20 protein-coding genes and 1 riboswitch are annotated in these 21,661 nt (G+C 69.7%); of the genes, 4 read left to right on the top strand and 16 right to left on the bottom strand.

What is annotated here, in order from left to right; all coding sequences use genetic code 11:
- Positions 1-14: 14 nt before the first annotated feature.
- Positions 15-1,157 carry a glycosyltransferase family 4 protein gene (locus LNW71_RS24545; RefSeq protein WP_250970214.1) on the bottom strand — a complete coding sequence of 381 codons (1,143 nt, stop codon included), beginning with the start codon at positions 1,155-1,157 and terminating at the stop codon, positions 15-17.
- A 101-nt stretch (positions 1,158-1,258) separates the two neighbouring features.
- Here LNW71_RS24545 and LNW71_RS24540 point away from each other — a divergent pair, with 101 nt between their 5' ends.
- On the top strand, positions 1,259-2,503 hold the full coding sequence (locus LNW71_RS24540; protein ID WP_250970213.1) for a glycosyltransferase family 87 protein: 1,245 nt from the start codon (positions 1,259-1,261) through the stop codon (positions 2,501-2,503).
- A 19-nt stretch (positions 2,504-2,522) separates the two neighbouring features.
- Here LNW71_RS24540 and LNW71_RS24535 read toward each other — a convergent pair whose 3' ends face one another.
- The 5 genes from LNW71_RS24535 to LNW71_RS24515 all read right to left on the bottom strand — a co-directional run bounded on the left by LNW71_RS24535 (position 2,523) and on the right by LNW71_RS24515 (position 8,013).
- A complete protein-coding gene (locus LNW71_RS24535; protein ID WP_250970212.1) occupies positions 2,523-3,776 on the bottom strand; it encodes a hypothetical protein in 1,254 nt (417 codons plus the stop codon).
- Between the two features lie 16 nt (positions 3,777-3,792).
- The gene (locus LNW71_RS24530) at positions 3,793-4,824 is read right to left on the bottom strand and encodes an NlpC/P60 family protein (RefSeq protein WP_250970211.1); all 1,032 of its coding nucleotides are present in this window, start codon (positions 4,822-4,824) and stop codon (positions 3,793-3,795) included.
- Positions 4,825-5,062: 238 nt separating this feature from the next.
- Positions 5,063-6,088 (bottom strand): C40 family peptidase, encoded by a 1,026-nt coding sequence (locus LNW71_RS24525; RefSeq protein WP_250970210.1) that lies wholly within the window; start codon positions 6,086-6,088, stop codon positions 5,063-5,065.
- 283 nt (positions 6,089-6,371) lie between these two features.
- Complete coding sequence (locus LNW71_RS24520; protein WP_374119536.1) at positions 6,372-7,733, bottom strand: NYN domain-containing protein; 1,362 nt, start codon at positions 7,731-7,733, stop codon at positions 6,372-6,374.
- Between the two features lie 37 nt (positions 7,734-7,770).
- A complete protein-coding gene (locus tag LNW71_RS24515) occupies positions 7,771-8,013 on the bottom strand; it encodes a hypothetical protein (RefSeq protein ID WP_018555472.1) in 243 nt (80 codons plus the stop codon).
- A 160-nt stretch (positions 8,014-8,173) separates the two neighbouring features.
- On the opposite strand from LNW71_RS24515, the gene LNW71_RS24510 reads away from it, so the two are divergent.
- Positions 8,174-8,911 carry a rhomboid family intramembrane serine protease gene (locus LNW71_RS24510; protein WP_250970208.1) on the top strand — a complete coding sequence of 246 codons (738 nt, stop codon included), beginning with the start codon at positions 8,174-8,176 and terminating at the stop codon, positions 8,909-8,911.
- The gene (locus tag LNW71_RS24505; RefSeq protein WP_250970207.1) at positions 8,908-9,189 is read left to right on the top strand and encodes an Lrp/AsnC ligand binding domain-containing protein; all 282 of its coding nucleotides are present in this window, start codon (positions 8,908-8,910) and stop codon (positions 9,187-9,189) included. The genes LNW71_RS24510 and LNW71_RS24505 overlap by 4 nt, the downstream gene beginning before the upstream one ends.
- Before the next feature lie 85 nt (positions 9,190-9,274).
- Here the strand turns inward: LNW71_RS24505 and LNW71_RS24500 are convergent, their stop codons facing one another.
- The 6 genes from LNW71_RS24500 to LNW71_RS24475 all read right to left on the bottom strand — a co-directional run bounded on the left by LNW71_RS24500 (position 9,275) and on the right by LNW71_RS24475 (position 16,372).
- Positions 9,275-10,651, bottom strand: coding sequence for an aminotransferase class V-fold PLP-dependent enzyme (locus tag LNW71_RS24500; RefSeq protein WP_250970206.1), 1,377 nt, complete (start codon positions 10,649-10,651; stop codon positions 9,275-9,277).
- Positions 10,652-10,822: 171 nt separating this feature from the next.
- Positions 10,823-10,940: riboswitch (SAM riboswitch) on the bottom strand.
- 82 nt (positions 10,941-11,022) lie between these two features.
- Positions 11,023-12,087, bottom strand: coding sequence for an anthranilate phosphoribosyltransferase (gene trpD / locus LNW71_RS24495; RefSeq protein ID WP_250970205.1), 1,065 nt, complete (start codon positions 12,085-12,087; stop codon positions 11,023-11,025).
- 122 nt (positions 12,088-12,209) lie between these two features.
- On the bottom strand, positions 12,210-13,835 hold the full coding sequence (locus LNW71_RS24490) for a cytochrome bc complex cytochrome b subunit (RefSeq protein WP_250970204.1): 1,626 nt from the start codon (positions 13,833-13,835) through the stop codon (positions 12,210-12,212).
- The gene (locus LNW71_RS24485) at positions 13,832-14,884 is read right to left on the bottom strand and encodes a ubiquinol-cytochrome c reductase iron-sulfur subunit (RefSeq protein ID WP_250970203.1); all 1,053 of its coding nucleotides are present in this window, start codon (positions 14,882-14,884) and stop codon (positions 13,832-13,834) included. The genes LNW71_RS24490 and LNW71_RS24485 overlap by 4 nt, the downstream gene beginning before the upstream one ends.
- Positions 14,881-15,690 carry a c-type cytochrome gene (locus tag LNW71_RS24480; RefSeq protein WP_250970202.1) on the bottom strand — a complete coding sequence of 270 codons (810 nt, stop codon included), beginning with the start codon at positions 15,688-15,690 and terminating at the stop codon, positions 14,881-14,883. The genes LNW71_RS24485 and LNW71_RS24480 overlap by 4 nt, the downstream gene beginning before the upstream one ends.
- A gap of 61 nt (positions 15,691-15,751) precedes the next feature.
- Positions 15,752-16,372, bottom strand: coding sequence for a heme-copper oxidase subunit III (locus LNW71_RS24475; RefSeq protein WP_250970201.1), 621 nt, complete (start codon positions 16,370-16,372; stop codon positions 15,752-15,754).
- Between the two features lie 187 nt (positions 16,373-16,559).
- Between LNW71_RS24475 and LNW71_RS24470 the strand changes: the two genes are divergently transcribed.
- Complete coding sequence (locus tag LNW71_RS24470; RefSeq protein WP_250970200.1) at positions 16,560-16,961, top strand: hypothetical protein; 402 nt, start codon at positions 16,560-16,562, stop codon at positions 16,959-16,961.
- A 66-nt stretch (positions 16,962-17,027) separates the two neighbouring features.
- Here the strand turns inward: LNW71_RS24470 and LNW71_RS24465 are convergent, their stop codons facing one another.
- The 4 genes from LNW71_RS24465 to coxB form a co-directional block, all read right to left on the bottom strand.
- The gene (locus LNW71_RS24465; RefSeq protein WP_250970199.1) at positions 17,028-18,284 is read right to left on the bottom strand and encodes an Ig-like domain-containing protein; all 1,257 of its coding nucleotides are present in this window, start codon (positions 18,282-18,284) and stop codon (positions 17,028-17,030) included.
- Between the two features lie 122 nt (positions 18,285-18,406).
- Positions 18,407-18,805, bottom strand: a complete 399-nt coding sequence (locus LNW71_RS24460) for a cytochrome c oxidase subunit 4 (RefSeq protein WP_250970198.1) — start codon at positions 18,803-18,805, stop codon at positions 18,407-18,409.
- Positions 18,802-20,538: a cytochrome c oxidase subunit I gene (gene ctaD / locus LNW71_RS24455; RefSeq protein WP_250970197.1), complete on the bottom strand. Its 1,737-nt coding sequence runs from the start codon at positions 20,536-20,538 to the stop codon at positions 18,802-18,804. The genes LNW71_RS24460 and ctaD overlap by 4 nt, the downstream gene beginning before the upstream one ends.
- Entirely contained in the window at positions 20,535-21,497 is a 963-nt protein-coding gene (gene coxB, locus LNW71_RS24450) for a cytochrome c oxidase subunit II (RefSeq protein WP_250970196.1), read from the bottom strand. The genes ctaD and coxB overlap by 4 nt, the downstream gene beginning before the upstream one ends.
- Positions 21,498-21,661 lie beyond the last annotated feature (164 nt).

The raw sequence follows: 21,661 nt of genomic DNA, 5'->3' as shown, positions 1-21,661 counted from the left end.
CCGGGTTCCTGGGCTCAGAGCAGCGCCCTGAGCTTCTCCGCCAGCAGGTCCCAGCGCCACTTCTCCTCGACCCAGGCCCGGCCCCGCTCCCCCATCCGCCGGCGCAGCTCCGGGTCGCCGAGCAGCGCGACGATCCGCTCCGCCGACTCCTCGGCGGAGCCGCCGCGCACCACCCACCCCGTCTCGCCGTCGAGCACGGCGTCCGGAGCGCCGCCCGAGTCGCCCGCCACCACCGGCAGCCCGGTCGCGGACGCCTCCAGGTAGACGATGCCGAGGCCCTCCACGTCGAGGCCGCCGCGCCGGGTGCGGCACGGCATCGCGAAGACGTCACCGGCCCCGTAGTGCGCGGGCAGTTCCTCCCAGGGCACCGGTCCGGTGAAGCGCACCGAGTCCTGCACACCGGTCTCGGCGGCCAGCTTGCGCAGCTGTCCGGCGTACGGTCCGCCGCCGACGACCAGCAGGACGGCGTCGGGCACCTCGGCCAGGATCGCGGGCATGGCGAGGATCAGGGTGTCCTGGCCCTTGCGGGGCACCAGCCGGGACACGCAGACGACGACCGGCCGGTCGGTGAGCCCGAGCCGGGCCCGGACCAGGGCGCCGCCGGACTCGGGGTGGAAGGTCTTCTCGTCCACGCCGGGCGGCAGCTGGACCATGCGGTCCGCGGCTGCCGGGGTGAGCGCGGCGGCGATCCGGGAGCGGGTGTACCCGCCGAGGTAGGTGAGCGTGTCCGTGCCCTCGCCGATCCGGCGAAGCAGCTGCCGGGAGCCGGGCAGCTGGGCCCAGCCGGCCTCGTGCCCGTGGGTGGTGGCGACCAGCCGGCGGGCGCCGGCCCGGCGCAGCGCCGGGGCCATCAGCCCGAGCGGAGCGGCGGCGCCGAACCAGACGGAGGAGCAGCCGTGCGTGCGCAGCAGCTGCACCGCGCGCCGGGTCACCCGCGGGGTCGGCAGCAGCATCGTCGTGGGGTCGCGGACCACGGTGAAGGGCTGCTCCGCGTCGAAGGCGGCGGTGGCCGCGGCGCCTTCGGGCCCGCGCTTCCAGGTGGAGGCGTAGACGACGATCCGGTCGGGGTCCAGCCGGAGCGCCATGTTGTGCAGGAACGCCTGGATGCCACCGGGGCGGGGCGGGAAGTCGTTGGTCACGATCAAGGTCTTGTCCATCGCCGCCGACAGTACCGGGCGGCCCTGCCTCGTGGCTCTCGCACGGACCGGCCGGGCATCATGTCCTTTCGTAGCACCGGTGGAACGGATGAGAGCGGGACATGACGGGTTCGAGCAGCGCACAGCCGGCCTTCGCGGTATGGGGCCTCACCAGGGCCCTGCTGCTGCTCTGTGTCATCAAGGTGATCACCCTGCCCGGCCCGGACGTGACGAGCGACGTGTCGGTGATCTACCACGGCTGGTACGACGTGCTCGGCTCGGGCAGCTACCCGCACTCCGACGTCACCTGGCAGTACCCGCCCCTCGCGGCGCTCGCGATCCTCTCCCCCGCGCTGCTGCCCTTCCTGGAGTACGCCTCCGCCTTCTTCGTCCTGGCGTTCCTCTGTGACGCGCTGGTGCTGGGTCTGCTGCTGTACGCGGGCCGCACGGGCGCCCGCCGGAGGGCGGGCGCCTGGGTGTGGGTGGCGGGGGTGCCGCTGCTCGGCACGACCGCGTACGCCCGGTACGACGTGATGGTGACGGCGGTCGCGGTGGCGGCGCTGCTGGCCGGGGTGCGCCAGCCGCGGGTGCTGGGGGCGCTGGCGGCGTTCGGCGCGCTGCTGAAGGTGTGGCCCGCGCTGCTGCTCGCGGGTACGGCCCGCGGGCGCCGGACCCGTCTGGCGTGGGCGACCGCGGCCGGGGTGGGGTCCGGGCTGCTGGTGGTGTGCGCGCTGGCGGCCCCCGGGTCGCTGGGCTTCCTCGGCTCCCAGCGCGACCGGGGCACCGAGGTCGAGTCGCTGGGTGCGCTGGTCTTCCACGTGGCGCGGCAGTTCGGCTGGCAGGGCCGGGTGGAGCTGCACTACGGGTCGCTGGAGTTCCTGGGCCCGCACGTGCCGCTGGTGAGCACGCTCGCGCTGGGGCTGAGCCTGGTCGCGTTCGCCTGGCTGCTGGTGTGGCGGCTGCGGGCGCGCACGTTCGGTGTGAGTACGCCGGCGGACGCGGGGTTCACCGCGGTGCTGCTGTTCACCACCACGAGCCGGGTGATCAGCCCCCAGTACATGCTGTGGCTGGTCGGCCTGGCCGCGGTGTGCCTGGTCTTCCGGGAGAGCCGGATGATGCTGCCGGCCTGCCTGGTGCTGGCCGCGACGGGCGTCACCCAGCTGGAGTTCCCGCTCGGGTTCATCCACGTGGTGACCAGTGACGCGACGGGCGTGACCCTGATGTTCCTGCGCAACGGACTGCTGGTCGCCGCGACGCTGATCGCGGGCGGACGGCTGTGGCGGGACACGGTGACGCGGGCGGCCCCGGACACGGCCGCAGCCGCCCGGCAGGCGGCGGGACCCGAGCCGGAGACGGTCGCCGGCTGAACCGTGGCCGGGCTGCCGGTCAGCCGAGCCGTTCCTCCAGGTACTCCCGCCAGCGCACCGTGAAGTCCTGCGGAGTCGTGCCGAGCACCTCGTGCAGGGCCTGCTCCACCGCTCCGTCCCGTCCTGAGTGCCCTCCGACGGCCCGGTAGAAGGCGAACAGCTTCTCCTCGCCCCAGTGCTCGGCGATGAGCTCGCAGGCCAGCCAGCCGCCCTCGTAGGCCCTCGCCAGCCGGTCCGCGTCGCCGTCGAAGCCGAAATCCGCGTCGGTGGGCAGCGCGGCGGGCAGCTCGCCGCCCCGGACGGCGTCGGTCAGCTCCGGCGCGATCTCGGTGGCCGTGCGCTGCTCGGCCCGGTAGGCCGCCCAGTCGGCGAAGCCCTCGGAGAGCCAGGTCGGGGTGGCGGCGGAGGTGCGGGCGCGGGTGGCCACATGGGTGGTCTCGTGGGTGAGGACGACGCGCTGCCCGAAGGTGCCGAGCAGCGCGTAGGCCTGCGGGTTGACGATCACCCGGTCGGCGGGCGCCCGGCCCGAGCGGCCGGTCTCGCCGGTGGTGACGGCCGCTATCCCCCGGTAGTTCGCGGCGGGCGAGCCGAGCAGGTCCGCCATGTCCCGCACCGTGTCCGGCACCAGCACCACCACGCGCCCGGCCCAACGCTCCGGCCAGGCGCCGGAGACGGCGGGCACCGCGTGGTCCGCGGTGGCGGCGATCCCGGTCAGCTCGTCCCGGGGGCGTCCGACGCCCAGCACCAGGCTGTGCGCACCGCGCACCACCTCGACGTCACCCTGCTGCCAGAGCTGCCGGCCACCGCCTTCGGCCGCCCGGTCGGCGGTGAGGTACCAGCGGCCGTCCGCCGCGTCCCGCTCCAGGTCGAGCACCCGGTCCACGGAGACCGGCGCACTGTCGTAGCCCTTGATCCGGTAGCCGAGCCGGACGTCCGCGGTGGCCCGGTCCGCGCCGCGCGGGGTGACCTTCGTCAGCCGGTACGTCCAGGAACCGACGGGTACGTCCGCGAGGTGGGCGAGCTCCTTGCGCTGCGCGGTCCGCAGGGCGGTGGCGTCGGGGGCGACGACGGCGAGGTAGCCGTCCGGATCGTGGTGGAGCACCGCGGCGGCGCGACGGTCCAGGGTGGCGCGGATGTCCCGGGCGGTGGTGTCCGGGACGTCATCCGCCGGGGCGGTGCAGGCGGTCGCGCACAGCAGGGCGGCGAGCACGGCACCCGCCGCACGCCGTCGTCCACCCTGCGCCCGTCCCGCGGTACGCCCCTGATCAGCCACATGAACGAGGGTACGGTCAGACCCGGGTGACCGAGGAGACGGGCATCATGCCGACGGGGTCGTAGCGGACCGGGGCGCCCGGATACGGGGCGTGGATCACCTGGCCGTTGCCCACGTACATCCCGATGTGGCCGGCGTCCGCGCGGTAGGCCACCAGGTCGCCGGGGCGGGCCTGTGCGAGCGGCACCATGCGGCCGGCGTACCGCTGGGCCTGCGAGGTGCGGGGCAGGCTGACCCCCGCCTGTGCGTACGCCCACTGCATCAGCCCGGAACAGTCGAATCCGGAGGGCCCGCTCGCGCCCCAGACGTACGGGCGACCCAGTGCCTGGCGCACGGCCATGACGGCGGCCGCGGCCCGTGCCGAGCCGGCCGGCAGCCCGTCCACCGGCCCGGTCCCGGTGTCCCGGCCGGTGCGCGAGGACCGCTCGAAGGCCGCCCGGTCGGCGCCCGGCAGCGACTTCAGCAGCCGCTTGGCCTCGGCGAGCTTGCGCACGACGGTCCGCTTGTGGCGGCCGGCGGCCGCGCGGTTGCGCTCCAGGCCGGCGAGCGAGCGGGCGGCCTCCGCCCGGGTCTGGTCGAGCGCCCGCTGGGCCTTGCGGAGTTCGGCCGTGGCCAGTGCCCGGCTGTCGTTGACCCGGCCCAGCGTGGCCGCCCGGTCCAGGTAGTTGTCCGGGTCGGAGGAGAGCAGCAGGGCGAGCGAGGGGTCGATGCCGCCGGCCCGGTACTGCGCACGGGCGGCGGAACCGAGCGCCGTACGCATCGTGTTGATGCGCTCCTGGCCCCGGGCTGCCCGGTCCTGGGCCCGGCTCACCTCACCGCGCAGCCGTCCGGCGTTCTCACCGGCCTTGTTGTACAGCTCGGTGGCGTGCTCGGCCTCGGTGTAGAGGCGGTCGACCCGGGCCCCGGCGGCCTGTGGGGTGTCCTGCGGATCGGCGTTCGCGGTGGCCGCGCCGAGTGTCGCGGCGGCGGTCGCAGCCGCTGCCGACAGGACAGTGACCCGGACGCTCCGGCTGACGCCGGGCTGTGTGGGACGGCGATGGGACACCACAGGACGCCGCACTTCCTTCCGCTGGACGCAGACGTGCGCAGCCCCTGCCGCCCGGGGCGGGCGGACCGACGACCGGGAGCTGCACAGCAGGCAGACAGTAGTCGCGCGATCACTCAGCGGACAAAGGCGCGCCGGACGGACGGAAGGGCGAACACAGCTGCGCCCCGCCGGTGACCTGTGGTCTCCGGCGGGGCGGGCAGTCAGTACGGGGCGCGGGAATTCGCCCGTTCGGGCGTGATCAGATGCGCACGGCGGTCTGGTAGGCGCCGACCGTGTTCATCGACTCGTAGCGGACCACGGCACCCGGCTTCGGGGCGTGCAGCACGGTGTTGTTGCCCGCGTAGAGCGCCACGTGCGAGGTGTTGCTGAAGAAGACCAGGTCGCCCGGCTTCAGCTGGCTGCGGCCGATCGGGGTGCCCTGGTTGATCTGCGTGTACGTGGTGCGGGTGATCTGGACGCCGGCCTGGGCGTAGGCCCACTGCGTCAGGCCCGAGCAGTCGAACGAGTTGGGGCCGGTACCGCCGGAGACGTACGGCTTGCCCACCTGCGTGGAGGCGGCCTGGAGGGCGGCACCGCCACGGGCGGAGGCGGGGACCTCGCTGCCCAGGTCGACCCGGTCACCGGCGGCGCGGCTGGCGCGCACGTCGTCCTGGCGCATCTTCTCCTGCTCGGCGGCGGTGAGGGTGTTGAGCACCTTCCGCGCCTCGGCGAGCTTGCCCTGCTGCTTCTTCTTCTTCTCACCGAGCGTCTTGCGGACGTCCGCAAGGTCCGCGAGCTTGTCCTGGGCCTCCTTGCGCTCCTGCGCGAGGGACCGCTGCTTCTCCTGGATCTTCTCCATCGACTCGGCCTGCTTGGCCGTCAACTGGTCCAGGGCCGAGGCCTGGTCGAGGAAGCTGTCCGGGTCCGAGGCGAGGAAGAGCTGCACGGAGGGGTCGATGCCTCCGGAGCGGTACTGCGCCGCGGCGAGCGAACCGAGGCCGGAGCGGAGCGTGTTGAGCTCCTGCTGACCGCGGGCCACCTTGTCCTGCAGCGCGTCGACCTGCTTCTCGAGCTTCTCCTGCTTCTCCTTGGCCCCGCTGTACTGCTCGGTGGCCTCTTCCGCCTCGTGGTAGAGCTTGTCGACCTTCGCCTTGACCTCGCTCTTGGTCGGCTTGGGGTCGGCGTGAGCGGCCTGGGAGGTCAGGGCCACGGCCGCGGCAGCGGTCGCGGTGAGCACGGTCACACGGGTGCGGCTCGGGTGCTTGGGACGACGGTGGGACGCCACGAAGGCGAGCTCCTTCTTCCTCGAGCCGCCTACCGGGCTGTGGGGGACGGGAATCCCCGGCTCCGTGCATCTCACGGACTCGGCGGTTCCTTCGCTGCCACCCCGGATGGGTGATCAACCGTGCGAAGGTTCGAGGCCCGACAGTAGTGACCATCCTGTGATCAGTTCAAATCCTCACAGCAAAAATCTCGTCACAGCAGGTACTTCTTTACCCACACCACACGGCGTGTAGCGGCAACTTGACGGTCCGTTCCAGAAAATCCGGCAAGCCGCACAAAGCGCGCTAGACGCGCGAAAGCCTCTTCAGGAGCAAGAGGGACGCAACGGGTCTGGCCCCCGCCTTGGCCACTCCGTCGGCCACCTCGCGGTCGGTGGAGACCACCACGACGGGCCGTCCGGACGGTTCGGCACGCGCCAGTTGACGGATGAGCTCATCGGCGGTGACACCCGCCTTGCTGAACAGCACCCGCACCCCGCGCGGCGGCGCGAGCAGCACCGGGGCGGCCAGCTCGGCCCCGTCGAAGACGCAGGTCATCTCGGCGCCCGTCTGGGCGGCGAGCATCGCCAGGCCGCCCAGCAGCCGCAGCCGCTGCTTCTCCAGCGGCATCTGCGGATAGCCGGTCTTGGTGACGTTGTAGCCGTCCACGATCAGATGCGCCTGCGGCAGAGCGAGAAGCTGGTCCAGCAGCGCCGGATCGGTCTCCGAAAGGGCCCTGGCGGCAATGTCCTTGGGTGACATCCGGCCGGGCTCGACGGCGTCCACGCTGTCCGCGGGACGCATCGACGAGGGCGGCAGGGCGAGTTCGCGCCGCAGCCCGCCGGCCGCTTCGAGCACCGTGTCGAGCAGCAGCCGCAGCCGCATGTCCTCGACCGAGCGCCCCTCCCGGGCGGCCCTGCGCCCGGCCTCGACGGACGCCTCCGCCTCACCGAGCCGCGCCCGCAGCCTGCGGGTCTCGCTCTCCGCCGCGGACACCTGGGCGGCCGCCTCGGCCCGTACGGCATCGCTCTCGGCCCTGCCCCGGCGCAGCGCGGCCTCGCCGCGCTTCACCTCGTTGGCCGCGCTGCGCAGTTTGCGCTGCAGCGACTCGGCCTCCTTGCGGGCCGCGTCCAGGTCGCCGCGGAGCCGTTCGGTCTCGCTCTTCGTCTGGGCGCGGGCCTCGGTGAGCTCCTCGCGCAGCCGCTCCAGCTCGCGCCGGGTCTCCTCGTCGGCCCGCTCCGCGTCGACGCGCTGGGCCTCCTCACCCGCGGCGGCGAGGAGCTTCACCCAGCCGGCCGGGCGCAGCACGTAGGCCGCCGCGGCTACGTCGACGGGGTCGGCGGCAGCGGGCGGCGCACCGGACTCCAGGGCGGCGGACAGCTCCGGCTGGGTCTCCTTCAGCCGTTCACCGATGCGCCGGCGGAACAGCGCGTCGCCCTCCAGCGCGGCCGCCATCGCGTTCCCCGCGAACTTGGCGCGCCGGGACGGCGTGAAGCGGGCGTACTGCCGCAGCTGGGCCGGGAGTTCGGTGACCGTGAGGCCGCCGAAGGCGTCCGAGACCAGCGCGACGACCTTGCGCCGTACGCCTTCGGGCAGCGGGCGGTCGAGCGCCTCCACGGCATCGTCGGCCGCATCGGCCGACGCGGCGCCGCCAGCGGGCTGCTCCACCATCCGTCACCTCAAACTGTATGTACGCACGGCCCCGTCAGGAGTCGGCACCCGGCCTGTCGACTAGTTCGATCTGGTCCACCGCGTTGCACCAACGACAGCGCACCGACTCGATGGTCTCACTGACCACCTCGCGTTCCTCGACACTCGACTCCCCGGCCAGGTCGAGGTGGACGTACTCGACGACCTTCGAGGAGCGCGTCACGTCGAAACGCGTGAGGTTTCCGCAGAGCGTGCAGCGCCAGCGGGTCGCGTCGGTCGGCTGGGGAACCGTCGTCATCTTTGCGTCCTCTTGTCTCGAGCCTCGTCCTGCCACATAAGGATCTCGCGGTGCGCCGTCGAACTGCGGATGTCCTGCCGTAACCCTACGGCCTCGTCGCATCCCACCGGCACGGCGAGGCGGTCTGTCCCGTTCCCTCCGCTTGCGTCATGCTCTGTTCATGATCGATCGGCGGGCTGCGGCCGGCAGAATCCTGCGGGCGGCCACCTCGGGCGGACCGCCGGTGACGTACGCCCTCATCGCCCTGTGCTCCGTGGTCTTCGTGATCAGTCCGCTCTCCGGATTCAACCCGGTCTACGGCACCGGGGACGCCCTGCTCGCCGCTCAGGCCGGGTACTTCGAACACTGGGGTGTGATCCCGAGCGAGCTGTGGGACGGCTCCGCGCATGCCGTGCTCACCCCGCTCACCGCACTCTTCGTGCACGGCAGCTGGCTGCACCTGCTCGGCAACATGCTGTTCCTGTACGTGTTCGGGGCGATGGCCGAGGAGCGCATGGGCCACACCGAATTCGCGTTCTTCTACCTCGGCTGCGGCTACCTCGCGCTGCTCGCCTACGCGGCCGCGCACGCCACGTCCGACCAGACGCTCGTCGGCGCGTCGGGGGCGATCTCCGCGGTCCTGGGCGCCTTCCTCTACCTCTTCCCCAGGGCCCGGGTCACCAGCGTGTTCCCGTTCCTGCTCTTCCTGCCGCTGCGCTTCCCCGCGTGGATCGTGCTGATCTTCTGGTTCGTCCTGCAATGGCTGGCCGCCGAGGGCGCGGGCAGCGGCCCCGGCGTGGCCTACCTCGCCCATGTGGTCGGCTTCGCCGTCGGCTTCCTCTACGCCTGGGGACGCTTCCGGCGTGACGCTAGAGTGAGATCTCCAGCCACGGCCACCGAGGGAGAAAGCCAGCCGTGATCACCGCGATCGTGCTCATCAAAACCAGCGTGGACCGGATTCCCGAGATCGCCGAGGCCGTCGCGTCGCTGGACAGCGTCAGCGAGGTCTTCTCGGTCACCGGTACGTACGACCTTATCGCCATGGTCCGGGTGGCCAAGCACGACGATCTCGCCGAGGTCATTCCCGGCCGGATCAGCAAGATCCCCGGCGTCCAGGGCACCGACACCCACGTGGCCTTCCGTACGTACTCGCAGCACGACCTGGAGGCGGCCTTCGCCATCGGCCTGGACGGCTAGGGCCTCTCGTTTGGATCAGTGGCACGCACGCACGTCGGCCGGGTACGGACAGCTGTCCGTACCCGGCCGACGTGTCTGCGGCTGCTCAGACCTGGGCGGTGCCCCGGTCCGGGACGCAACGGCCGTCCTCGGTGCGGTACTTCCACTGGGCGCCCTCGCTCACCAGTTCCCGCACGGCCCGCACGAAGCGCTCGATGTGCTCGTCCGGAGTGCCGGCGCCGAAGCTGACCCGGATGGCGTTCAGGGAGCGCTCGCCCGGCTCGGCCTCCGGCGCGCCGCACTCGCCGACCTCCTGCGGGTCGCTGCCGAGCAGCGTGCGCACCAGCGGGTGGGCGCAGAACAGTCCGTCGCGCACCCCGATGCCGTACTCCGCGGAGAGCGCCGCGGCGAAGTGCGAGCTGTTCCAGCCCTCCACCACGAAGGAGATGACGCCGACCCGCGGGGCGTCGTCGCCGAACAGCGAGAGCACCTTGACCTCGGGCACCCCGGCGAGTCCGGCGCGGACCTCGGAGACCAGCTGCTGCTCACGGGCGACCAGGTTGTCGAACCCCGCCTCGGTGAGCGCCTTGCAGGCGGAGGCGATGGAGTAGACGCCGATGACGTTGGGCGAGCCGGCCTCGTGGCGGGCGGCGGTGGTGTGCCACTCGACGTCCACCCCGCCGTCGGTGCGCCGGGCGACCTTGCGGGAGGCTCCGCCGCCGGCCAGGTAGGGCTCGGCGTCGCGCAGCCAGTCGGAGCGGCCCGCGAGGACGCCCGAGCCGAACGGCGCGTACAGCTTGTGTCCGGAGAAGGCGACCCAGTCGACGTCCAGCTCGGCGATGTCGACGGGGTGGTGCGGGGCCAGCTGCGCGGCGTCCAGCACGATCCGCGCCCCGTGGGCGTGCGCGGCGGCGGCGAGCTCCTTGACCGGCCACAGCTCGCCGGTGACGTTGGAGGCGCCGGTGACGCAGACGAGCGCGGGGCCGTAGGGGTCCCGCTCGGCGAGTGCCCGCTCCAGCGTCGCCACGGCCTGGGCGGGGGTGCGCGGGGCGTTGAGGTAGGTCACCCGGGCGTCGCGCCAGGGCAGCAGCGACGCGTGGTGCTCGGTCTCGAAGACGAAGACCTGACAGTCGGCGGGCAGCGCGGCGGCCAGCAGGTTGAGCGAGTCCGTGGTCGAGCGGGTGAAGATCACCTGGTCGTCGGCCCGGCATCCGAGGAACTCCGCGACGGTGACGCGGCTGCTCTCGAAGAGGTCCGTGGACAGCTGCGAGAGGTAACCGGCTCCGCGGTGGACGCTGCCGTAGTACGGGGCGTACGCGGCCACGTCGTCCCACACCCGCTGCAGGGCGGGGGCGCTGGCCGCGTAGTCCAGCGCGGCGTACGTGACCTCACCGCCGGTCACCAGCGGAACCGTCACATCCTCGCCCAGGACGGGCAGCGGGGCACAAATGGACTGGTCGGTGGCAGCGGCGAAGACAGACATGACGAACTCCCGTAACAGGCAGGCGAATTCCGCGTGCCTGCGGATACGCGGCAGCACGGAAGGAAGAAAAGGGTGTGCGGAGAAGGGCCGAAAAGCCCTATCGCATTCGCTTGCTCACAGAGGCTCCCTGAGGACCAGGACCCCACGGGTGGACATCTCACGACGTCGAGGGGTCCGCGCTTGCCGCAGACCTCGCTGCCTACGGCCTGGTCTTCACCCGGGGCACCCCGCCACGGACGGAGGGTTGCCGGACAGCGGGCCGGGGCCGTAGTCGCTGTCACTCATGACCTGCGCAGCATCTTGCCATACGTGCCGGAACGCGCAAGGCGCAGTCCAAGATCTGGACTGCGCCCTGCCTGCGTTCGGTGCCCTCAGGCGTTGCTGGCCATGACCCATCTCTCCAGCGCCCGCCCGGCCGCCCCCGAGTCGATCGACTCGGCGGCCTTCACGATCCCGGCGGCGAGCTGCTCGGTGAGCGTGCCCTCCCCCGGGTCCAGCGCGACCAGCGCCGCCGCCGTGTTGAGCAGCACGGCATCCCGTACGGGGCCCAGCTCGCCGGCCAGCAGCCGGCGGGCCACATCCGCGTTGTACGAGGCGTCGGCGCCGCTCAGCGCCTCCACCGGCACCAGTTCCAGGCCGACGTCGCGCGGGTCGAAGGACTCCTCGCGCACGACGCCGTTGCGGGCCACCCAGACCCGGGAGGTCGCGGTGGTGGTCAGCTCGTCCAGACCGTCGTCGCCGCGGAAGACCAGCGCGGAGTTGCCCCGCTCGGCGAGGACGCCCGCGACGATGGGCGCCATCCGCAGGTCGGCCACCCCGACCGCCTGGGAGCGCACCTTGGCCGGGTTGGTGAGCGGGCCGAGGATGTTGAAGGTGGTCGGGGCACCGAGCTCCGCCCGCGCCTTCGCGGCGTACCGCAGGGCGGGGTGGAACTTCACGGCGAAGCAGAAGGTGATGCCCGCCTCCTCGGCCACCTCAACGACGCGCTGCGGGGGCAGGTCCAGATTGACGCCGAGCTTGCCCAGCACGTCGGAGGAACCGCTGGCCGAGGACGAGGCGCGGTTGCCGTGCTTGACGACCTTGGCTCCGGTGCCCGCCACGACGATCGCGGACATGGTGGAGATGTTGACCGTCTTCGCCATGTCGCCGCCGGTGCCGACGATGTCGACCGTGCGGCCGGGCACGTGGATGGTGGTGGCGTGCTCGTACATCGCGCGGACCAGGCCGGTGACCTCCGTGACGGTCTCGCCCTTGGCGCGCAGGGCCACCGCGAAGCCGGCGATCTGCACGTCGGTGGCCTCACCGCTCATGATCCGGTCCATCGCCCACGCGGTGTCGTCGGCGCCGAGGTCCTCGCCGCGCAGCAGCGGGGTCAGCACGCCCGGCCAGGAACGAGCCGCCACGCTGTCGCCGCCTGCCGGGGTCACAACGTTCATGGTCCGCTCCTGGGTCCACAGCCGATAAAGGGATGTGGCCACCCTATCGAGCCCCGGGGGACAGCGAGGAGCCCCGTCCATTCGATGGACGGGGCTCCTGCTGTGGCGATCAGTTCAGGCGATCAGTGGTGGCCGTGGCCGCTGGTGATCTCCTTGTACTCCTCGGCGGAGGGCTTGGCGATCTGGTTGTTCTCGCCGTAGTAGCCCTTGCTGAGCTTGGCACGCACCTTCTGCACCGCGGACACCTTGCGCTCGACACCGTTCTCGTCGACCGTCGGGCCGAGATCGATCGGCTTGTACTGCTCGTGCGCGGTGAGCGTGTGCAGCTGGGCGGGTGCCAGCGGCTCGTGGACCTCGACGAACTCACCGTGCGGCAGGCGCTTGATGAGCCCGGACTCGCGCCCGTGCAGCACCTTCTCCCGGTCCCGGCGCTGAAGGCCGAGGCAGATCCGCTTGGTGGCGATGAAGGCGAGGACCGGTGCGACGAAGAACGCGATCCGCACGAACCAGGTGATGGAGTTGAGCGACAGGTGGAAGTGGGTCGCCCACAGGTCGTTCCCGCCACCGACCAGGAGCACGAAGTACTCCGTGATCCAGGCGACACCGAAGGCCGTGCGCGTCGGTGCGTTGCGCGGCCGGTCAAGGATGTGGTGCTCGCGCTTGTCGCCGGTCACCCAGGACTCGATGAACGGGTAGACGGCGATCGCGACCAGCACCAGCGGGAAGATGACCAGCGGGATGAACACGCCCAGGACGAGCGTGTGACCCCAGAGGTTGATCTCCCAGCCCGGCATGACACGGATCAGGCCTTCGGAGAAGCCCATGTACCAGTCGGGCTGGGCGCCGGTGGAGACCTGGTCCGGCCGGTACGGGCCGATGGCCCAGATCGGGTTGATCGAGGCGATGCCCGCGATGGCGGCGATGACGCCGAAGACCAGGAAGAAGAACCCTCCGGCCTTCGCCATGTACACCGGCAGCAGGGGCATGCCCACGACGTTCTTGTTGGTCCGGCCGGGACCCGCGAACTGCGTGTGCTTGTGGTAGAAGACCAGGATGAGGTGCGCCACCAGCAGGCCGAGCATGATGCCCGGCAGCAGCAGGATGTGGATCGAGTAGAACCGCGCGACGAAGTCGCCGCCCGGGAACTCTCCGCCGAACAGGAACATCGACAGGTACGTGCCGACGATCGGCACGGACAGGATCGCGCCCTCCATGAAGCGGACACCGGTGCCCGACAGCAGGTCGTCCGGCAGCGAGTAACCGGTGAACCCGGTGAACATGCCGAGGACGAACAGCAGGAAGCCGAACATCCAGTTGATCTCACGGGGCTTGCGGAACGCACCCGTGAAGAACACGCGCATCATGTGCACGAACATGCCGGCCAGGAAGATCAGCGCGGCCCAGTGGTGGATCTGCCGGACCAGCAGGCCACCGCGGACGTCGAAGCTGATGTCCAGCGTCGAGGCGTAGGCCTCGGACATCCGGATGCCCTGCATGGGCTCGTACTGGCCGTGGTAGACGACCTCGTTCATGCTCGGGTGGAAGAACAGCGTCAGATACACACCCGTGAGGATGATGATGATGAAGCTGTAGAGGCAGATCTCACCGAGCATGAAGGACCAGTGGTCCGGGAAGATCTTGCGCATGTTGGACTTGGCCAGGGAGTAGATCCCGAGCCGGCCGTCCGCCCAGTCGGCCACCCGCTCACCGGCGGGCGCCTTGCGCTTCGTGTCGGTCGAAGTACTCATCCGCGCTCCCAGAATGCAGGACCGACGGGCTCTTCGAAGTCACCGAGCGCCTCGAGGTTGCCCTCGCTGTTCACGCTGATCCGCAGCTGCGGGAGGGCGTGACCGGCCGGACCGAAGATGACGCGGGCGCCGTCGGAGAGGTCGAAGGTGGACTGGTGGCACGGGCAGAGGACGTGGTGCGTCTGCTGCTCGTACAGGCTGATCGGGCAGCCGACGTGGGTGCAGATCTTCGAGTAGGCCACGATGCCCTCGTGGGCCCACTCGCGCTCGCGCTTGTCCTTGATGTTGTCCGGCTCGATGCGGACGATCATGAGCGCGGCCTTGGCGATCTGCTTCTGGAAGTCCTCCGCGTCCTCCTCCAGGCCCTCGGGCATGGCGAAGGTGAGCGAACCGACGACGACGTCCTCGGGGCGGAGCGGCTCCATGGTGTTCATGTTGACGAGCTGCTTGCCCTTGGCCCACATGGTCGAGCGGAGCTTCTTCTCCGGCAGCGGACCGAGGTCGCGCAGCAGCACCACACCGGCGAGCGGCACCAGGGCCAGCGCGCCGAACATGGTGTTACGGATCAGCTTGCGCCGGCCGAACGCGGACTCCTGGGCACCGGCCGCGAAGTCGGCGAGAACCTTCGCCTTGACCTCGGGCTCGGCCGAGATCGCGTGCCGCTCGTCGGCGACCTCCACGTCGGACATCAGGGTGCGCGCCCAGTGGACGGCTCCCGCGCCGATCGCGAAGAGCGCCACGCCCAGGGTCAGCCCCAGGGAGAAGTTGAGCGCGCTCACGTTGCCGAACGGGAAGATGTAGACGATCTTGTCGACCGGGAAGATGACGTAGGAGGCGATGAAGCCGACCGTCGCCAGCATGGACAGCGTGAACATGAACGCGACCGCGCGCTCGGACCGGTCCGCGGCCCGTTCGTCGATGTCCTGGATGCGCGGCTGGTGGGCCGGCAGCCCCGGGTCGGCGAACGGATCGCCCGCACCCTCTACCGCGCCGTGCGCGGGGTCCTGCTCTGCAGGCAGGTTCTCTTCTGGAATCTCTTGGCTACTCATGACTTCTTGGCCTTAGCGGTGTGGGCCGCGACCCAGACGGCAACTGCGATCAGTGCGCCGAGTCCGAAGATCCAGCCGAACAGACCCTCGCTGACCGGACCGAGACCGCCCAGCTTGAGGCCGCCGGGGCTCTCAGCCTTGGAGCTGTTCACGGTCTGGACGTACGCGATGATGTCCTTCTTCTGCTGCTCGGGCATCGTCGTGTCGGGGAAGGACGGCATGCTCTGCGGGCCGGTCTGCATGGCCTCGTACATGTGCTTCGGGTCCACATCCTCAAGGCTGGGGGCGAACTTGCCCTTCGTCAGGGCACCACCCTCACCGGTGAAGTTGTGGCACTGGGCGCAGTTGGTACGGAACAGGTCGCCGCCCTTGGCCACGTCAGCACCATCGGGGCTGACCTGGCTCTTGGTCGGGACGATCGGGCCGGCGCCGAGCGACGCGACGTATGCCGCGAGCTGGTCGATCTCGGCCTGGTTGTAGATGACCTTCTTCTTCGGTACCTGGGCACCCGGCTGCTGCGCCGGCATACGGCCCGTACCGACCTGGAAGTCCACGGCGGCGGAACCCACGCCGACGAGCGAGGGGCCGTCTGTGGTTCCCTTACCGCCGGTTCCGTGGCAGCTGGCGCAACCGACGGAGAACAGCTTCTTGCCCTCGTCGATGGCGAGGGACTGGGCGGTGTCGTCGGCCTGCGCCTTACTCGCGGGCGCAAACGCGGCGTACAGCCCCCCGGTGGCCGCCAGCGCGAGGAGTAGTACGACGACCGCCGCCAACGGATGGCGTCGTCGTGCGGAGAGCTTTTTCACGGATTACCCCGGTGTCAGGATCTTCTGCTTCGATGCGGATGTGGTTCGGGCTCGGGCCCGGCTACTTGATCATGTAGATCGTGGCAAAGAGGCCGATCCACACGACATCGACGAAGTGCCAGTAATAGGACACGACGATGGCAGCGGTCGCCTGCTCATGGGTGAACCTCTTGGCTGCGTACGTTCTGCCCAGGACGAGCAGGAAGGCGATCAGGCCGCCTGTCACATGCATGCCGTGGAAGCCGGTGGTCAGGTAGAACACCGAGCCGTACGGGTCCGAGGACAGCGAGAGGCCGTCCTTCTTCACCAGCTCGGTGTACTCGAAGACCTGGCCTCCGATGAAGATCGCACCCATCACGAAAGTGATCACGAACCAGGTACGGAGCTTCTTCACATCGCCACGCTCCGCGGCGAAGACGCCGAGCTGGCAGGTGAGTGAGGAGAGCACCAGGATCGTGGTGTTCGTCGCCGAGAACGGGAAGTTCAGGGCCGACGCCATTTCCTTCCAGTGATCTGGTCCGGTCACCGATCGCAGGGTGAAGTACATCGCGAAGAGGGCCGCGAAGAACATCAGCTCGGAACTCAACCAGATGATGGTTCCGACGCTGGTGAGGTTCGGCCGATTGACCGACGGGTGCGCGTGCCCGGTTTCTACTGTCGTTGCTGTCGCCACGACCGACATTATGTCGGTCGCTTATCCCGCCCTCACTCCGGGGGGTGCCGTTCGGTGTGTCAGAGGGGTGTGTCCTGCCCGAACGGCCCATGGATCCGCTGTCCCGGGCGGTGCTGACAGGCTGTCGGGCGGAGTACGATCCGCGCATCGGTTCATGCCCCGAAAGCCCCGAAGACACAGATGTCACGGAGGAACAATGCAGCCGACCGCCACGGTCCTGGTCTACAGCGACAACGCACACACCCGTGAGCAGGTGAGGCTGGCAGCTGGGCGCAGGCCTGCGGCGGACGTGCCGCCGGTGGAATTCCTGGAGTGCGCCACCCTGCCCGCCGTCCTGGACGCGCTGGACCACGGAGGCGTCGACGTCTGCGTGTTGGACGGCGAGACGGCCCCTGCGGGCGGCATGGGCGTCTGCCGGCAGATCAAGGACGAGATCTTCCGCTGCCCGCCGGTGCTGCTCCTGATCGGGCGCCCGCAGGACGCCTGGCTGGCGACCTGGAGCCGCGCGGACGCCGCGGTGACCCTGCCGGTGGAGCCGGTCGAGTTCGCGGACGCCCTGGCCGCCCTGTTGCGCAGCAGGCTCGCCGTGGAGGCCTGAGGGGCCGCCGGCCCGTCTTCCTTCTCCCGCTGATCCTTCCGAGGGGCAGCGCACTCCCCTGGCCGGTCAGACCTGGGGGCGCAGCCGCGCCGCCTGGACCGTGTCGACGCGCTCCGGCGTGTTGTCGTTCTGCAGTGCGCTGCCCTGCTGCCACTTGGCCCAGGACAGGTTCCAGTCGCCGTAGCCGTTGTCGAACGGCGTCATGGTCTCGCCCTCGCTGCCGATGACCTTGACGATGTCGCCCTCGCGCACGGTGTTGTAGAACCACTCGGCCTCGCTGGTGCTCATGCCGGTGCAGCCGTGGCTGACGTTCGCGTTCCCCTGCGATCCGGTGGACCAGGGGGCCGCGTGCACGTACTCGCCGCTCCAGGTGACCCGGGTCGCGTAGTAGACGGGCAGGTCGTACGAGTCGCTCGAACCCTCGGCGATTCCGATGGTCTCCCCGCGCATACGTACGTAGTACTCCTTGCCCAGCACGACCTTGACGCCGTTGCGCGTGGAGAAGCCGGGCTTGCCGGTGGTCACCGGAATGGTGTTGATCACTTCTCCGTTGCGCTTGACCGTCATGGAGTGTTCCGAGGCGTCGGTGATGGCCTCGAGACGGTCCCCGGTAGTGATCTTCAACGCCTTCGCGGGAGCCCCGTACAGCGCGTTGGTGACCTTGATGCCGGCCAGGTTGCTGCTCACCTCGATGGTGGCCTTCGCCGGCCAGTACTCCTGCGGGCGGTAGTGCAGCGTCTTGTCGTCGACCCAGTACCAGGAGCCGGTCACCGCGGGCGTGGAGCGCACCTTCAGCGCGCGCTCGACGGTGGCGCGGGCCGCCTTGTCGGTGACCGGGGCGCTGAGTGTCGCCGTAACGGGCTGTCCGACACCGTAGGTGCCCGCCTGCGGGCCGAAGGCGACCTTCAGGAACTTCTTGGCGGCGGTGGTCTCGAAGGAGAGCGTGCGCCCGCCTGGGGCGCCGTCACTGTCCTCCATGCTGACCCGGACGCTGTACCGGGTGCCTGCGGCCAGCGGGGCGGTGGAGCGCCAGCGGTGTCCGTCGGCGTCGAGTTCGCCCGCCAGATGGCGTCCTGAGGCGTCCACGGCGGTCACGTCGGTGATCCGGCCGTCGTCGCCGTCCACGCTGACTTCGAGGGGCTTGTCCGGATCGACCTTCTCACCGCCGTCGGAGGCGTTGGAGGAGATCTCGTCCGCCGCGTCGTACGGCTTGGCCGAGAGCGGGTGGCTGTCGGACTCCCCACAGGCGGTCACCCCGGCGACCAGGGTCACGACCAGCAGAGTGCAGCTCACTACGGGACTGATGCGCGGCGTGTGGTTCATGAACCCACGCTAAGAAGATTCATCCGTTTCAGCGCGCGGGGTGACTGCAAACGGGGGGCCCGCACTTCTCGTGGAAGTGCGGGCCCCCCGTCAGGTGGAGCGGTGTCACGGGTGGAGCGGTGTCACTGGGTGCGGTTCTCACCGCGGTAGTACTCGAAGACCCAGCCGAACAGACCGATCATGATGACCGGGGCCGAGAAGTAGAGCAGCCACCAGCCGAAGATGACTCCCATGAAGGCGAGCGCACCGCCGACCGCCAGTGAGAGCGGCTGCCAGCTGTGCGGGGAGAAGAACCCCACCTCGCCGGCCTCGTCCGCCACATCGGCTTCCTTGTTGTCCTGCGCCAGCGCGTCGACCCGCCGGGCCGTGAAGGCCAGGTAGAAGCCGATCATCACGCTCAGGCCGAAGGCCAGGACGAGCGCGGTCGTGCCGGCCGGCTCCTTGGACCACACGCCGTACGTGATGGCCATGGCGAGGATGAAGATCGCCAGCCAGAGGAAGAGCTTGCCCTGGATCTTCACTTACCCGACTCCTTGCCGCCGGCGAGGGCCTTGTCGTCCTCGGAGTGGTGCTCCAGCTGCTCGAGCGCCGTGATCTCCGGGTGGTGCAGGTCGAACGCCGGGGATTCGGAACGGATCCGCGGCAGCGTGAGGAAGTTGTGCCGCGGCGGCGGGCAGGAGGTCGCCCACTCCAGCGAACGGCCGTAGCCCCACGGGTCGTCGACCTCGATCTTCTTCCCGTACTTGGCCGTCTTCCAGACGTTGTACAGGAACGGCAGGATCGACAGGCCGAGCAGGAACGAACAGATCGTCGAGATCGTGTTCAGCGCGGTGAACCCGTCCGCGGCGAGGTAGTCCGCGTAACGACGCGGCATGCCTTCCGCACCCAGCCAGTGCTGCACCAGGAACGTGCCGTGGAAGCCCACGAACAGCGTCCAGAAGGTGATCTTGCCGAGCCGCTCGTCCAGCATCTTGCCGGTGAACTTCGGCCACCAGAAGTGGAATCCGGAGAACATCGCGAAGACCACGGTGCCGAACACCACGTAGTGGAAGTGCGCCACGACGAAGTACGAGTCCGAGACGTGGAAGTCCATCGGCGGCGACGCGAGGATGACGCCGGTCAGACCACCGAAGGCGAAGGTGATCAGGAAGCCGACGGCCCAGAGCATCGGTGTCTCGAAGGACAACGAGCCCTTCCACATCGTGCCGATCCAGTTGAAGAACTTCACCCCGGTGGGCACCGCGATGAGGAACGTCATGAAGGAGAAGAACGGCAGCAGCACACCGCCGGTGACGTACATGTGGTGCGCCCACACGGTCACGGACAGACCCGCGATGGCGATCGTCGCGCCGATGAGGCCGATGTAGCCGAACATCGGCTTCCGGCTGAACACCGGAATCACTTCGGAGACGATCCCGAAGAAGGGCAAAGCGATGATGTACACCTCTGGATGGCCGAAGAACCAGAAGAGGTGTTGCCATAGCAACGCGCCGCCGTTGGCCGCGTCGAACACATGCGCACCGAATTTACGGTCCGCCTCCAGCGCGAAGAGCGCGGCGGCGAGCACCGGGAAGGCCAGCAGGACCAGGACACCGGTCAGCAGGACGTTCCAGACGAAGATCGGCATGCGGAACATCGTCATGCCGGGTGCGCGCATGCAGATGATCGTGGTGATGAAGTTGACCGAACCGAGGATCGTGCCGAAGCCGGAGAAGGCCAGACCCATGATCCACATGTCGGCGCCGACGCCCGGCGAGCGGACCGCGTCCGACAGCGGGGAGTAGGCGAACCAGCCGAAGTCGGCCGCACCCTGCGGGGTGAGGAAGCCGGCCACCGCGATGATCGAGCCGAAGAGGTACAGCCAGTACGCGAACATGTTCAGCCGCGGGAACGCCACGTCGGGCGCGCCGATCTGCAGCGGCATGATCCAGTTCGCGAATCCGGCGAACAGCGGCGTCGCGAACATCAGCAGCATGATCGTGCCGTGCATCGTGAACGCCTGGTTGAACTGCTCGTTCGACATGATCTGCGTACCCGGACGGGCGAGCTCGGCGCGCATGAAGAGCGCGAGCAGACCGCCGATGCAGAAGAAGGCGAACGAGGTGACCAGGTACATCGTGCCGATCGTCTTGTGGTCAGTGGTGGTCAGCCACTTGATGACGACGTTTCCCGGCTGCTTGCGCCGGACCGGCAGCTCGTCCTCGTACGAGTCGTCTGCTGCCGCGGCACCCTGAGGTTCATTGAGGATGCTCACAGTTTGTTCGTCTCCGCATTCCTGGCCGGGTCAGTCTGCTCGATGCCGGCCGGCACGTAGCCCGTCTGGCCCTTCTTCGCCAGCTCCTTGAGGTGCGCCTGATAGCGCTCCGGGGAGACGACCTTGACGTTGAAGAGCATCCGGGAGTGGTCGACGCCACAGAGCTCGGCGCACTTGCCCATGAAGGTGCCCTCCTGGTTGGGAGTCACCTCGAACGAGTTGGTGTGGCCCGGAATGACGTCCTGCTTCATGAGGAACGGCACCACCCAGAACGAGTGGATGACGTCTCGCGAAGTCAGGATGAAACGGACCTTCTCACCCTTGGCCAGCCACAGTGTCGGACCGGGGTGGCCGTTCTGCGGGTTCTGGTCCCCGGGGATACCGACGTCGTAGACGCCGTCCGCACCCTTGGGGAAGTCCTTGCGGAACCGGTCCGGGATGGCGTCGAGCTCCTTGGGGACCTCGTTGCCCGTGGCGGCCGAGCCGTCCACGTTCTCGATGTAGTTGAAGCCCCAGCTCCACTGATAGCCGACCACGTTGACCGTGTGGGCAGGCTTCGGGGTGAGCTCGAGGATCTTCGATTCGTCACGCGCGGTGAAGTAGAACAACACCGAGACGATGATCAGAGGGACCACGGTGTACAAGGCCTCGATCGGCATGTTGTACCGGGTCTGCGGAGGAACCTCCACCTTGGTGCGGCTGCGCCGGTGGAAGATGACGCTCCACAGGATCAGGCCCCAGACCAGCACGCCCGTGGCGAGCGCTGCCGCCCACGAGCCCTGCCAGAGGGAAAGGATCCGTGGGGCCTCTTCCGTTACCGGCGTAGGCATACCAAGGCGGGGGAAGTCCTTGTATGTGCAACCGGTTGCGGTCGCCAGGATCAGGCCCGCAGTCAGCACCTGCGGCAGCTTCCGCCGCATCGGGCGCCGCGACGAGCGGTCGGAGCCGTTGGGACTCACGTAGCGCCTTCCCGAGAGTCTCGCCCGCACGGTCGGCGCGCCCGTCTCGTTTGTCGGTCGCCGCCCCTGACGCGGGCAGGGGTTTGGATGTTTATGCGGACCAAACCCTACTGGACGCTATTTGGGGCCGCGCGGGGAGGGTGCCCAACGCGCCGCCCGACTCC

Origin of the sequence: Streptomyces sp. RKAG290, from assembly GCF_023701695.1 — a bacterium.
In the GTDB taxonomy this organism is placed as follows: Bacteria; Actinomycetota; Actinomycetes; order Streptomycetales; family Streptomycetaceae; genus Streptomyces.
This window is presented reverse-complemented; position numbering and strand designations above follow the sequence as displayed.

Coding starts and splice junctions, on each gene's coding strand:
- LNW71_RS24545 (WP_250970214.1), bottom strand. CDS start 1,157: ATGGACAAGACCTTGATCGTGACCAACGACTTCCCGCCCCGCCCCGGT.
- LNW71_RS24540 (WP_250970213.1), top strand. CDS start 1,259: ATGACGGGTTCGAGCAGCGCACAGCCGGCCTTCGCGGTATGGGGCCTC.
- LNW71_RS24515 (WP_018555472.1), bottom strand. CDS start 8,013: ATGACGACGGTTCCCCAGCCGACCGACGCGACCCGCTGGCGCTGCACG.
- LNW71_RS24510 (WP_250970208.1), top strand. CDS start 8,174: ATGATCGATCGGCGGGCTGCGGCCGGCAGAATCCTGCGGGCGGCCACC.
- LNW71_RS24500 (WP_250970206.1), bottom strand. CDS start 10,651: ATGTCTGTCTTCGCCGCTGCCACCGACCAGTCCATTTGTGCCCCGCTG.
- trpD (WP_250970205.1), bottom strand. CDS start 12,087: ATGAACGTTGTGACCCCGGCAGGCGGCGACAGCGTGGCGGCTCGTTCC.
- LNW71_RS24490 (WP_250970204.1), bottom strand. CDS start 13,835: ATGAGTACTTCGACCGACACGAAGCGCAAGGCGCCCGCCGGTGAGCGG.
- LNW71_RS24485 (WP_250970203.1), bottom strand. CDS start 14,884: ATGAGTAGCCAAGAGATTCCAGAAGAGAACCTGCCTGCAGAGCAGGAC.
- LNW71_RS24475 (WP_250970201.1), bottom strand. CDS start 16,372: ATGTCGGTCGTGGCGACAGCAACGACAGTAGAAACCGGGCACGCGCAC.
- LNW71_RS24470 (WP_250970200.1), top strand. CDS start 16,560: ATGCAGCCGACCGCCACGGTCCTGGTCTACAGCGACAACGCACACACC.
- LNW71_RS24465 (WP_250970199.1), bottom strand. CDS start 18,284: ATGAACCACACGCCGCGCATCAGTCCCGTAGTGAGCTGCACTCTGCTG.